Here is an 11,538-nt window from a genome sequence, read left to right as displayed (position 1 = left end):
AGCGCTGACACGGCAAAAGAAGTCAAGAATCCAACAGATTTCAGAATAAGGAGAAAAATCATGGCTGAACGTATTTACGGCATCGATCTGGGCACATCCAATAGCGCAATTTCCTACGTGGACTCACTGGGTGTTCCTGTCATTCAAGAAAACCTCGACGGAGATCTGTCGACACCAAGTGTGGTGTGGTTTGAATCGAAGGCCAATACCGTTGTCGGAAAGCTGGCACGTGAAGAGAAGCTCTTCAGCCCCAATGACGTCATCGAGCTGGTGAAGCGGAGCATCGGCACCGATAAGAAATGGAATTTCAGCGGGAAGGCGTATACCCCGGAGGAGATTTCTTCATTGATTTTGCGCTCGTTGGTTCCAGACGAAGCAGCTGACGACGAGATTTCGGCAGTTATTACTGTGCCGGCATATTTTGGTGCGAAGGAGCGCGAGGCAACTCGCAACGCAGGGCAGATTGCTAATTTCAATGTGTTGGAGCTGGTAGCAGAACCGGTTGCTGCGGCCCTCTACTACGACTCCAAGCAGCCTCTAAAGGACAAGACCTTGCTGGTGTATGACCTCGGAGGCGGTACATTCGATGCCACGATTGTGCAGGGGATTGACAACACCTTCCGGGTTATTGCCACCGACGGTGATGCTCGACTGGGCGGTGCTGACTGGGATAAGGCGCTTGGTGAATTTATCCTGGATAAATTCATTGAGCAGACTGGTGACGAGGAGGCGGAAAACGATGAGACCTTCGTCGCTAAGTTGCATGAGCAGACGGTGAACTGTAAAGAGGCGCTGAGTAATGCGGAAAGCGCCACTGTGCGACTTGCCAGTGACTCTGGTTCCCGCGCCAAGATTGCCGTTACCCGCGAAGACTTGGAGCGTGTCACGGCGCCATTGCTCGAGCAGACGGAGATTCCTTTGACCCGTGTATTGGAGACGGCAAAGGAAAAGGAGCCGGGACTGACAATTGATGAGGTCATCCTGGTGGGTGGATCTTCGCGAATGACCGCCGTAACCAAACTGGTGGAGCGTCTGACGGGTAAGAAGCCACTGTTGGTTGAGCCTGATCTAGCCGTTGCTAAGGGTGCTGCCCTTGCTGCGATGATCAGCAAGCTCGGGGGAGTGGTTAATGCTGAGTCCAGCCCTGCTGTCCAACAGCAGTCAATTGCGCAGATCGCGGCTGAGACAGGGATTGACGCCGGGCAGCTAGCCGCGCTGTCGGAGAAGAAGGTGGCAAATGTATTGCCAAAGTCGATTGGCATTCGAGTTGTCGATCATCTGAACAACCCGTACATCGACTATCTGGTCAACCAGAATGACATGATTCCCCTGTCTGAGCCGGTGGTCCGGGAGTATTCGACCGTAGCTGATGGCCAAGAGGAAGTAGATTTGACGCTGTATCAGCAGGCCAGTGACGTTCCATCCGAAGATGTCGCTCTCAATGACATCATTAGTGGATCGGAATCTATGCTGACAGGTATCCCGCCGTTGCCCAAGGGTCAGCCAATTCAGGTTAAGTTCTTTGTAGCAGCAGACGGCATGATTACCGTGGAAGGCACTCACGTTCCATCGGGTCGCTCAATCGAATCCCACGTGCGCATTGGTGTGATGAATGAGGAAGAGATTTCGGCTGCTCGCACGACGATGATGAAGGTTTCTGTCAGCCAAGGAGATAACTGATGACCGACGATCGCACTCTAATCCCGGGCGTCGATGACATTGACAGCGGTGCAAATTCCGATACTGATGGTCGAAATCGGAAGATTCTGCTGTTCGTGCTCGCCATTCTGGTTGTCGTCATCCTGGCAATGGTGGTCTGGATCCTAAATTTCCGCTCTAACCAGCAGGATAACGCCGACGGGTTGTTTGAAACCACTGAAAGCACCGAAGTGGAAGTCTCGCCGTCCTACTATGTGGGCGATGATCAGGAACCAACCTCGACTACAATCGCACCGCCTGCCGACGATCGGTTCGTAGACCCAGAGGTCTTAGCGTCGACCGTTGATCCGACGTGCCCGATGCTGCAGAGTGCCTGGTCAAACCAGGGCTCCGATATGGACTGTGAAGCATATTACGAGGTAGTGCGGGCGCTCAGTAAACAGCGGCAAGAGCAAGGAACACTGCCAAAGCAGACGACAATCGAGATTGAGTATGACGGTCAGCCACTGACGATGGAATGCCAAGAAGTTTCGCCTAATTATGATTGCCGCTCTGAGTCTGGGATTCAGATTATGGTGGGTAATCTCGATGGGTCTGGGCAACGGAACCGATGACTAATCTTCCCCAGGTAGGCGATATTTTTGAGGGCTACGAGGTTGAAGCTCTCATCGGTGCCGGCAATATGGGGACTGTTTTTCGAGTACGAAATCCCAAGCTGGGCCGAAACGAAGCACTGAAAATCGTCCCACTGCCGGAAGAGGCCAGTGCTTCTAAGCGAATGGAGGCACTGTTCCAGAACGAGGTTTCTATCGCAGCCACTGTTCACGTTCCCAACGTTGTGACCGTGTTCGATGGCGGGCGAGCCGGGAACCTGCTTTGGTTCACCATGACTCTTATTAGCGGTAATTCGTTGGGCGCTGAACTGGCCGAATATCCGCCGCGCACTTTCGATAAGAGCGAGGTCATGTCGATTGGTGTGGAGATTGCTACCGCGCTAGATCGGCTAGCAAAGCACGAACCAGCGGTGATTCATGGTGATGTAAAACCATCAAATATCGTCGTAGAGCGAGATTCGTCGGGGCTTGTGTTAAGCGCGACGCTTGTGGATTTCGGTGTATCAACCGCCACTGAAATCGACAGTGTTGGCGTGACCAATCGTGTTGCCGGCTCATTGCCCTACATGGCGCCAGAGATCTTCACTAAGGGTTGCATTAGTGCAGCTAGTGACGAGTATGCGTTTGCGTGCACGATATTCGAGCTGTTGCAGGGATATAAGGCATTTCCAGCTACTGACGCGGCCAGTGCGCGGCAATTGCACTGCGGTAAGCGACCGGTTACCAACCTCGGTGCGGTAGTTGATTCGGTCTTCGCCAAGGCGTTGGCGGTTGACGCCGATGAACGCTACGAATCCTGCAATGCGTTTATTAGCGATCTCATTGCTGCGCTAAATGGTGGTGCCGTCGAGGTTCGCAATCCGAAGAACCGGAAGAAAGCCCTTGCAGCGTTCTCCGTAGTGGCATGTCTAGGCCTTATTGGTGGTGGCATTGTTGTTGCCGAACGTAGCGGCATTGGAGATGGCGGTCTCTTTAGTGCCAAGCACTTGGCACAGCCAGTAGCTATCGGAGGTTCTGCGGAACCGATGCGACTTCGCGCTCCCGATTTGGCGAAGGGGCCTCGGATTCCGGTGGGTGACCGATGGACCCTTACGTCGTTAAGCGACGTCCCCATCGGTGAGAAGAGCTGGCAGGGGATTCAGCGGATGGGAACATTCAACGGTGCTGCATATCACGCGACGCAGTTTGCTTCGGCAGATGAATTCTTGCTGCCATTTCGCCACGGTATTGATGAGAAGAAGCCGATTGCAGAGGCTGAAAATGACAAATGGCGGGGTGAAATTCTGGATGCCGTGAGCAAGAACCGGTCAGTGGCTGAACCAGCTGGCTCTGAAGTGGTGAAACTGCGAATGGAGCCCGATGGTCGCCGGCTGGATGTCCTACAAACGTCAGGCTCATTTCAAGCTGTGAACAGCGAAGGTTCCGAGGCAACACGGCCGATTAATTACTGCTTGGTTCAGCCGGCGGAAAGTTCTGCGCCATCCAGTCCCGAAGTGCTTCGTCCGGTATTTGTCGTTTTGAGTGAAGGCGATCCTTGTCCTGCTGCCTATGACACGGTGGCGGCGTGGGCAATGCAAACCACGACGAATTAAGCGATAACGCCGAGAATATTTGTTATATTTCGGATAACTATCATGAATGCCAGTCACTTCAGCCGTCGTTGGGCGATTCCCCCAGGAGCGTTGGGTAGGGTTCCTGATTCGCGGTTGGTGGCTGGTGGTGCGAGAGAAAGGCCTGGTCAACGTGACATCGCTCCCAACACTTGTGGTTGATAATTTGTGTGGGGATGCGATTGTTGCCAATCCGAGTGAGGGATTGACCATCGGGCGTGACGCCGACCTCAAAGTGGGCGAAGATAACCGCTACATGCACCGCATAGCAATGTATGTGTATGCGGAATCCGGAATGTGGTTTCTGCTCAATAACTGCGAGCACGTGACTGCAATGGTGCACATTCCGGAGGTGTCGCGGTCATTCCGGCTGGCTCCGCAACAGCGTTTTGATTTGAGCTACCCGGAGTATTTCATCCGCTTTTCCGTCAAGGATGACCAGTACGAAATTCAGATTAAACAGGATATTGAGCACGCCGATGCGAAGGTCGTGCTGCCAACTGACGGGACTGAAACCATCTCGGTTGGGGAGCTGCCGGAGCGCCAGCGTGCTCTGATCGCTGCATATGCGGAGGATTATCTGCGCGGCCGAATCGACACCATTATGGTTTCATGCACCGATGCCGAGGCCGGCCGAAAGCTGGGAGGCAAGACCGCAAAGGCAGTCGAGCATTACCGCACCGCACTTTTTGAATCCGCTTTGAGCAAGGGGCTGGTCTCAAGCAAGGAGTGGCAACGGGTTAATCAAAAGAGCCGTCTGCAGCTGGTAGTTGTCGCTGCAATCGAAGCACGATTGGTCACTGCAGACGACTTGAAACTGCTCGCTTAACGACGGTACTTGCGATAAGTCAATCCTTTAATTGGCGTGTTCACAGTGGTGGTTCGGCCGCCACGGGCATTCTTCGTCCACCGAACGGGCCCCATGCGATAGGAATATCCGAGGCCAGAACGCGATAGCGTAACCCGGGAGTTGCGGGTGGGGCGGAAGGTCTTTCGGAAGCTGAATAGTTTGAAAGCCATTGATATAAATCCATTCTCGGTGCGTCACAGACTGCCATGCGCTCTGACCGTGCTGCTTTGGACAGCATCGCTCTCTGACTGCATTGTGCCGGTGACATAAGCGGATAAATCGTGGTGCGTTTGATGGCACCACTGTCCAGATTTGGGCAGTCCAGCATGGTTTAGCTAGGGGAGAACTCCCCGGGGAGAACTCCCGTTTCTTTTGTGTCCGAGAGTTTTTAATCTGAGATCATGTTCACCAAGAAGATTTCCGCTGTAGCCGCCGCAATCACTGCCGCCACTGCGCTTGCTGTTGTCAATCCGTCCGTCGCCGATGCAGCTACGAAGTATCCGAGGATTCATGCGGACCTCGTTTCGTACGGCAACGATGATGGTCGAGTTTTCTGTGATGGCTCCGCGAAGTATGGGTTTTGGAGCTGTCAGACCACCGAATCGTGGAGTGACAAGGCTAAGCCTGACTACAACATGTTCGAGGTAGATCTCGAAGAACGTGAAGTGGTTGAGCGAACCTTTGCTGACTTTGATGCCAATTTGGATGTTTTCAAGCTGAAGGAAGGTAAGAAGTACCTCTTTAACGGCATCGTAGTTCAGGGCAAGAACGGCACTTTGTACTTCAGTTCTCCGAAGCAACAGTGCCGTGGTGAAGTTCAACCTGATTTTTGGACCGCAATCGAAACTGACTAGTTGTGTGGGGGATAACGTCGTTTCCCATTAGCTCCCGGTGGCATTGCCGCCGGGAGCTTTTGCTGCCGTATGAGCAGTGATACCTCTCTTGACCAGACTGTTCGCTATTGGCGTACGGCTATAGGGATTAATCTGCGACGCGTCGCGTTTAAGCTAGGTGAAACAACCTTTATTGAATTACGGCAAAAATAGACACTTGAAAGGGCAGTGATGTTCGAGAGGTTTACGGACCGAGCACGTCGCGTTGTCGTCCTGGCACAGGATGAGGCACGCGAGCTCAATCACAATTACATCGGCACGGAGCACATCCTGCTCGGCCTGATTAGTGAAGGCGACGGTGTGGCTGCCAAGGCGCTCGAGTCCATGGGCATTTCCCTGGATGCTGTGCGCTCTGAGGTAGTCGACATTATTGGTCGTGGCTCCCAGCCGCCGAGCGGTCACGTGCCGTTTACTCCGCGTGCAAAGAAGGTGCTGGAGTACTCTCTGCGCGAGGCTCTGCAGCTGGGGCACAAGTACATCGGTACTGAGCACCTGCTGCTTGGACTGATTCGTGAGGGCGAAGGTGTTGCCGCTCAGGTACTGGTTAAGCTCGGCGCTGACCTGCCGCGCGTACGTCAGCAGGTTATTCAGCTGCTCAGCGGTTTCCAGGGCGATGAGTCCGATGGTTCTCCGGAGCAGCGTCCAGTCGGTGCTACTTCCGGCGCTCGTGTGCAGGAGGGTAACCACCAGTCCGGTTCGCTGGTGCTCGATCAGTTCGGTCGTAACCTGACCGTGGCTGCACGTGAGGGCAAGCTGGATCCGGTCATTGGCCGTGAGAAGGAAATCGAGCGCATTATGCAGGTTCTTTCTCGCCGTACCAAGAACAATCCTGTGCTGATTGGTGAGCCGGGCGTTGGTAAGACCGCCGTTGTGGAAGGCCTCGCGCTGGACATCGTCAACGGCCGTGTGCCGGAGACACTGAAGGATAAGCAGCTTTACTCCCTCGACCTGGGTTCCCTGGTTGCGGGTTCCCGTTACCGCGGTGACTTCGAGGAGCGTCTGAAGAAGGTGCTCAAGGAGATTAACCAGCGCGGTGACATCATTCTGTTTATTGACGAGATTCACACGCTGGTCGGTGCCGGTGCTGCAGAGGGCGCAATTGACGCGGCCTCGATTCTGAAGCCGAAGCTGGCTCGCGGTGAGCTGCAGACCATCGGTGCTACCACTTTGGATGAGTACCGTAAGCACATCGAGAAGGACGCCGCTCTCGAGCGTCGTTTCCAGCCGGTGAACGTGCCGGAGCCGAGCGTGGATCTCACTATCGAGATTCTGCGTGGTGTTCGCGATAAGTACGAGGCTCACCACCGCGTATCCATCTCGGACAAGGCGCTGGTTGCGGCAGCTACCCTCTCGGATCGTTACATCAACGACCGCTTCCTGCCGGATAAGGCTGTTGACCTTATTGACGAGGCCGGTGCTCGTATGCGCATCAAGCGCATGACTGCCCCGGCTGACCTGCAGGAGATCGACTCCAAGATTGCCGATGTGCGCCGCCAGAAGGAAGCCGCCATCGACGAGCAGGACTTCGAGAAGGCAGCTGGTCTGCGCGACAAGGAGCGCAAGCTGGGCGAAGAGCGCCGCGAGCGCGAGAAGAAGTGGCGTGCGGGCGAGTCCGACACCATCGCTGAGATTGGCGAGGAACAGATTGCGGAGGTCCTGGCTTCCTGGACTGGCATTCCGGTGTTCAAGCTCACCGAGGAAGAGTCCTCGCGTCTGCTGCGCATGGAGGATGAGCTGCACAAGCGCATCATCGGTCAGGAAGAGGCTGTCAGTGCTGTCTCCCGCGCTATTCGTCGTACCCGTGCTGGCCTGAAGGACCCGAAGCGTCCGTCCGGTTCGTTCATCTTCGCTGGTCCGTCCGGTGTTGGTAAGACCGAGCTGTCGAAGGCTCTGGCCGAGTTCCTCTTTGGTGAGGAAGACGCACTCATTCAGATTGATATGGGTGAGTTCCACGACCGCTTCACTGCTTCTCGTCTCTTCGGTGCTCCTCCCGGATACGTCGGCTACGAAGAGGGCGGCCAGCTCACCGAGAAGGTGCGCCGCAAGCCGTTCTCCGTCGTGCTTTTCGACGAGATTGAGAAGGCCCACAAGGAGATTTACAACACCTTGCTGCAGGTCCTGGAAGACGGTCGTCTGACTGACTCGCAGGGTCGAGTGGTGGACTTCAAGAACACGGTTCTGATCTTCACCTCGAACCTGGGTACCAGCGACATTTCCAAGGCTGTTGGTATGGGCTTCTCGGGTGTCGGCGAGGCCGATGAAGATGGCAAGTACGAGCGGATGAAGGACAAGGTCCACGACGAGCTGAAGAAGCACTTCCGTCCGGAGTTCCTGAACCGTATCGACGAGATTGTGGTCTTCAAGCAGCTGAGCCAGGCTGAGATTGTCCAGATGGTCGACCTCATGCTGGCCCGCGTCAGCGACCAGCTCGACGAGAAGCGCATCACCATGGAGATTTCCGACCGCGCCAAGAACCTGCTGGCCAAGCGTGGCTTTGATCCAGTGCTCGGTGCCCGTCCGCTGCGTCGCACGATCCAGCGCGAGATTGAGGATCAGCTCTCCGAGAAGATTCTCTACGGTGAGGTTGGTCTCGGCGAGACCGTCTTCATCGATGTCGAAGGCTGGGATGGCGAGTCCAAGGACGTCGACAAGGCGAAGTTCACCTTCACCAACAAGGGCAAGGCCGGTAACGTTGATGCCGACGGCGGTGCTCTGGCTGACTCCGAGGAAGACAAGGGCGTTCTCGGAAATGCTGACGGCACCCTGAGCGTTGAAGCCGACGACATCGAAGGTGCTGCTGACCAAGCCGCTGCCGAGGCAGAGGTCGACTCCGATGACGACGGCCACAACCCGCCACCGGCTGGTGCGGGTGCTGGCCAGTCGCTCTAAGAGGTTTAGCCGCTAGCAGTACCAACGAACACTGCCGCCCCAGTTCCGACTCCATTATGGGAGGAACTGGGGCGGCAGTGTGTCTATATGCGGTCTTTCCTAAAAGCGCGGATAGTTGTAGTTTTACTTGGCCACGCCGAGGTCGACCAATGCTTTCTTTGCCACTTCGGGGTCATCATTTTTGATCATGTACTCAACGATTCCCTGGTCCTCTGGGAGGATTTCCGCAACTGTGATGAGGGACTCCACTCTCTGCGCCTTGAATGTGGAACCGCGCGTTGATTCTGCCGGAATCTCAACGGCATCCAAGACGGGCTTGCCGTCACGAACGGCGGCGGTGGCGGCAGGGTCATCGGTGAAGACTACGTAACCAACGTCGGGTGCCTTCGTAGTATCCACGGAACAGTTGGTACCCATTGCCTGTGGGGCAGGGGCGCTATCCGCACCATAGTAGCTAAACACCACTTCATAGTCTGTGCAGGCCCGCACGAAACTAGCAATCGGTTCGGGTGCGTGGTCGGCAGGGGTGAGGCCGCCAGCGGTATCCCCACCAGTGGCACCGGTGGCGCCACCGTTGGAAGCGCCGGGATCGGCAGGTGCTTCAGCGGCGGACTGTGCGGGAGCAGCGGACTCGTCTGACTTGTCACTAAAGAGCGCGTCTTTAGCTGCAACGTAGGCAATCGCTAGCACCACGATGCCCGCTATCACTAAGGGAAGGAGTAATAGCTGCTTCTTTACACTGAGACCTTTCGATGCGCCGCTGGTCTGGGCACCTGTCGTGCCCGCGCTGGCGTTCGACCTTGAGGCGGCCGTCGTATTTGCTGGAGACGCTCCAGTTTCTAGTAACGAGCCATGCTTGATGTAATGGCGATAGCCATTTTGCGCAATAGCCAGGTTTTGCTCGATGTGTGATGTGTCTTCTGGCCCATTTAAGCGGTCGGGCGAACCCGGGTATGCAAGTCGAATCATTTTTCAGTCCACCACCGTGAATCAATGTCGGAGTACAGGGAGCGCATCGACTCTGCAAACTCTTCCAAGCTATTGCGATTGAGACGGTGCTTGTTTTCTTTCCATCGCTCAAACAGCTCAGTTGACGACACTGCACGCGAGGCCTCAGTTCGTGCCTCTCGGCCTGCGGTCAGAGCCCACTGGGCGGCAAATTGCACACGTTTCGCAGCCTTTTCTGTGAAACCGCTCCACACTTTATATGTGTTGTAGAGCTGGGCCACGACGGCCCAGCCGCCCTTGTAAGGCAGAACTGTGACGTTGCCCAGGTTGTCAAGTTCAAGGAACTCAAAATGGGATGGATCCTTCTTATCGGCGGTCACGAGGATCCTGCGGTTGGTGACAAACGCGGCACCATCCACCCCACTTGCTTTCGTGGCGGCGGCCTCGAGCACAATCTCGTCGACACCAAGACCTTCTACAACAGCGACGGCGGCAGTGCGCACAATCCCGGAATTACCGGTACGTTCAAGTGCGGCACCGAGATCTGGCCGGTCGGTCAATGCAATTTGGGGTCCTGTCATGCACACGAGACTAGCAACACAATAAAAACCGCGCCTGCCGTTCAGTGCTATGGCATAACTCACCCCAGGTGTGGGGTGGTGTGTGAAGTAACGCTGACTCAACCCCGAAACCTCGGTACGTTCTGTGGGTATGAGCTCAACGTTCACGCCAGCAAAGTTTGATGATACTTGGATCTACCGCCTTACAAAGTTCCCATGGCCGGAACCGGCGCCGAGCAAAGATGAGGTGCGCCGCCACTCTTGGGGAATGGTGTACAAGAGCAATAAGGCGTTTGCGACCCCGCTAGGGGTTGAGGCCATCAACGCAAGGGCGGCCAAGTACTACAAAACATCTCTCGAGCAAAACTGGGGGGTCACTGGTGCACAGGAAGCGTATCAGGTTATTGATGCTCTGCTCGAAGGTGGCCAGCACGTGGAAAATGACCTGCTTTTACCGCTCGCATATGCAGTGAAGGACATCTCTGAGAACGAGCTCGAGGCAGAGATGGAGGAGCGAATCGAGTTTCTGAAAGACTTCTTTGTTGTCCAAGGCGTGGATCCGCGTGGTGCAGAACATAAGTTCCGTTACCTTGTACGGATGTTGCGCTCGGAGGGCTTTGCCAAAGCAGCGGCCCCGGCACTGCCCGCCACTACTCGCGCATGGGACATAATCCGTGTTCACAGCGTTGGTGGCGCGGCAACGGAGCTGGGGTGGATCTCTCCAGAAGAGTTCCTTCAGATTTCAGACAAGGCCGTGGCGGCGCTGCAGCGCTACTTCGTGTCGTGGGCTGACGTAGCCGCAAGTTTCTGGTGGGGTCGAATGATCTGGGCGAGTGATGGTGAGCCCGACGTCACCGCTGCGATGAAGGATCAATCGCAACGGCTCACCGAGCTGCTCGCACACAGTGATTCGCCTTGGGTGCGCGTGCCCTTGCACGACATCCAGGCCGAGGAGCCATTCGCATCCCTGGGCGGTTTGCACTAACTAGCTGTCGTCATTGTTCGGCGCGCTGTGGCGGTGGCCGGTTTCATGAGCTCACTAGGGGCGGTCACAAATAACGGATTGAGGCATCTATGGCGCAGGGACGGCGAGTTCAACGACATCTGCAAGGCGAAGTTACCTTCACCAATATGAGGCAAGGTCGGTAACGTTGATGCCGATGAGCGGTGCCTTGGCCGATTCTGAGGAAGATGACGGGCGTTCTCGGCAGCGCTGACGGTATCCTGAGCGTTTGTATCTGGCGACATCAAAAGTACTGCCGATCAGGCCACTGCCGAGGCAGAGGCCGAATCTGATAACTCCGAGGGAGAGAACTAAATGGGGATTCAATTTCGCAAGAAGCAGAACCTGGACAAGGACACGTGGCTGAACTACTCGGGTTCGGGAGTCTCTGGTTCTAAGCGTATCGGTCCAGTGACAATTAACAGCCGTGGCGGGTACACCGTCCGACTGGGCAAGGGCCTAACCTTCCGTGGTCGCTGGAAGAAAAAGTAGCTGTACTTGCTAGATGGAGG

11 protein-coding genes are annotated in these 11,538 nt (G+C 55.6%); 8 read left to right on the top strand and 3 right to left on the bottom strand.

The window, feature by feature from the left end; translation table 11 throughout:
- Positions 1–60: 60 nt before the first annotated feature.
- Genes HMPREF3135_RS10955 through HMPREF3135_RS10940 form a run of 4 tightly spaced genes read left to right on the top strand, consistent with a single transcriptional unit; the run spans position 61 to position 4,712 of the window.
- Positions 61–1,680: an Hsp70 family protein gene (locus HMPREF3135_RS10955; RefSeq protein WP_016421465.1), complete on the top strand. Its 1,620-nt coding sequence runs from the start codon at positions 61–63 to the stop codon at positions 1,678–1,680.
- Positions 1,680–2,273 (top strand): hypothetical protein, encoded by a 594-nt coding sequence (locus tag HMPREF3135_RS10950; protein WP_016421464.1) that lies wholly within the window; start codon positions 1,680–1,682, stop codon positions 2,271–2,273. The genes HMPREF3135_RS10955 and HMPREF3135_RS10950 overlap by 1 nt, the downstream gene beginning before the upstream one ends.
- On the top strand, positions 2,270–3,865 hold the full coding sequence (locus HMPREF3135_RS10945) for a serine/threonine-protein kinase (RefSeq protein WP_016421463.1): 1,596 nt from the start codon (positions 2,270–2,272) through the stop codon (positions 3,863–3,865). Before HMPREF3135_RS10950 ends, HMPREF3135_RS10945 begins: the two co-directional genes overlap by 4 nt.
- Before the next feature lie 46 nt (positions 3,866–3,911).
- Positions 3,912–4,712, top strand: a complete 801-nt coding sequence (locus tag HMPREF3135_RS10940) for a hypothetical protein (RefSeq protein ID WP_224433510.1) — start codon at positions 3,912–3,914, stop codon at positions 4,710–4,712.
- Here the strand turns inward: HMPREF3135_RS10940 and HMPREF3135_RS11240 are convergent.
- Positions 4,709–4,903 carry a DUF4236 domain-containing protein gene (locus HMPREF3135_RS11240; protein WP_016421461.1) on the bottom strand — a complete coding sequence of 65 codons (195 nt, stop codon included), beginning with the start codon at positions 4,901–4,903 and terminating at the stop codon, positions 4,709–4,711. The two genes, HMPREF3135_RS10940 and HMPREF3135_RS11240, sit on opposite strands and share 4 nt — an antisense overlap.
- Positions 4,904–5,134: 231 nt before the next feature.
- On the opposite strand from HMPREF3135_RS11240, the gene HMPREF3135_RS10935 reads away from it, so the two are divergent.
- Both HMPREF3135_RS10935 and HMPREF3135_RS10930 read left to right on the top strand, forming a co-directional pair.
- Positions 5,135–5,587 carry a hypothetical protein gene (locus HMPREF3135_RS10935; RefSeq protein WP_070439701.1) on the top strand — a complete coding sequence of 151 codons (453 nt, stop codon included), beginning with the start codon at positions 5,135–5,137 and terminating at the stop codon, positions 5,585–5,587.
- A gap of 210 nt (positions 5,588–5,797) precedes the next feature.
- A complete protein-coding gene (locus HMPREF3135_RS10930) occupies positions 5,798–8,515 on the top strand; it encodes an ATP-dependent Clp protease ATP-binding subunit (protein WP_070439699.1) in 2,718 nt (905 codons plus the stop codon).
- A 123-nt stretch (positions 8,516–8,638) separates the two neighbouring features.
- Here the strand turns inward: HMPREF3135_RS10930 and HMPREF3135_RS10925 are convergent, their stop codons facing one another.
- Together HMPREF3135_RS10925 and HMPREF3135_RS10920 are read right to left on the bottom strand one after the other, a co-directional pair.
- Positions 8,639–9,208, bottom strand: a complete 570-nt coding sequence (locus tag HMPREF3135_RS10925) for a hypothetical protein (protein ID WP_246818347.1) — start codon at positions 9,206–9,208, stop codon at positions 8,639–8,641.
- 272 nt (positions 9,209–9,480) lie between these two features.
- Positions 9,481–10,044, bottom strand: coding sequence for a hypothetical protein (locus HMPREF3135_RS10920; RefSeq protein ID WP_042388222.1), 564 nt, complete (start codon positions 10,042–10,044; stop codon positions 9,481–9,483).
- Positions 10,045–10,174: 130 nt separating this feature from the next.
- Between HMPREF3135_RS10920 and HMPREF3135_RS10915 the strand changes: the two genes are divergently transcribed.
- Together HMPREF3135_RS10915 and HMPREF3135_RS11430 are read left to right on the top strand one after the other, a co-directional pair.
- Complete coding sequence (locus HMPREF3135_RS10915; protein ID WP_016421456.1) at positions 10,175–11,008, top strand: DUF1266 domain-containing protein; 834 nt, start codon at positions 10,175–10,177, stop codon at positions 11,006–11,008.
- A 333-nt stretch (positions 11,009–11,341) separates the two neighbouring features.
- Positions 11,342–11,518, top strand: coding sequence for a hypothetical protein (locus HMPREF3135_RS11430; RefSeq protein WP_005510144.1), 177 nt, complete (start codon positions 11,342–11,344; stop codon positions 11,516–11,518).
- Positions 11,519–11,538 lie beyond the last annotated feature (20 nt).

Source organism: Corynebacterium sp. HMSC14H10 (assembly GCF_001807105.1).
Classification (GTDB): domain Bacteria; phylum Actinomycetota; class Actinomycetes; order Mycobacteriales; family Mycobacteriaceae; genus Corynebacterium; species Corynebacterium jeikeium_D.
The sequence above is the reverse complement of the archived record's forward strand: the minus strand, read 5'-3'. Positions and strand labels throughout refer to the sequence as shown.

Coding starts and splice junctions, on each gene's coding strand:
- HMPREF3135_RS10955 (WP_016421465.1), top strand. CDS start 61: ATGGCTGAACGTATTTACGGCATCGATCTGGGCACATCCAATAGCGCA.
- HMPREF3135_RS10950 (WP_016421464.1), top strand. CDS start 1,680: ATGACCGACGATCGCACTCTAATCCCGGGCGTCGATGACATTGACAGC.
- HMPREF3135_RS10945 (WP_016421463.1), top strand. CDS start 2,270: ATGACTAATCTTCCCCAGGTAGGCGATATTTTTGAGGGCTACGAGGTT.
- HMPREF3135_RS10940 (WP_224433510.1), top strand. CDS start 3,912: ATGCCAGTCACTTCAGCCGTCGTTGGGCGATTCCCCCAGGAGCGTTGG.
- HMPREF3135_RS11240 (WP_016421461.1), bottom strand. CDS start 4,903: ATGGCTTTCAAACTATTCAGCTTCCGAAAGACCTTCCGCCCCACCCGC.
- HMPREF3135_RS10935 (WP_070439701.1), top strand. CDS start 5,135: ATGTTCACCAAGAAGATTTCCGCTGTAGCCGCCGCAATCACTGCCGCC.
- HMPREF3135_RS10930 (WP_070439699.1), top strand. CDS start 5,798: ATGTTCGAGAGGTTTACGGACCGAGCACGTCGCGTTGTCGTCCTGGCA.
- HMPREF3135_RS10920 (WP_042388222.1), bottom strand. CDS start 10,044: ATGACAGGACCCCAAATTGCATTGACCGACCGGCCAGATCTCGGTGCC.
- HMPREF3135_RS10915 (WP_016421456.1), top strand. CDS start 10,175: ATGAGCTCAACGTTCACGCCAGCAAAGTTTGATGATACTTGGATCTAC.
- HMPREF3135_RS11430 (WP_005510144.1), top strand. CDS start 11,342: ATGGGGATTCAATTTCGCAAGAAGCAGAACCTGGACAAGGACACGTGG.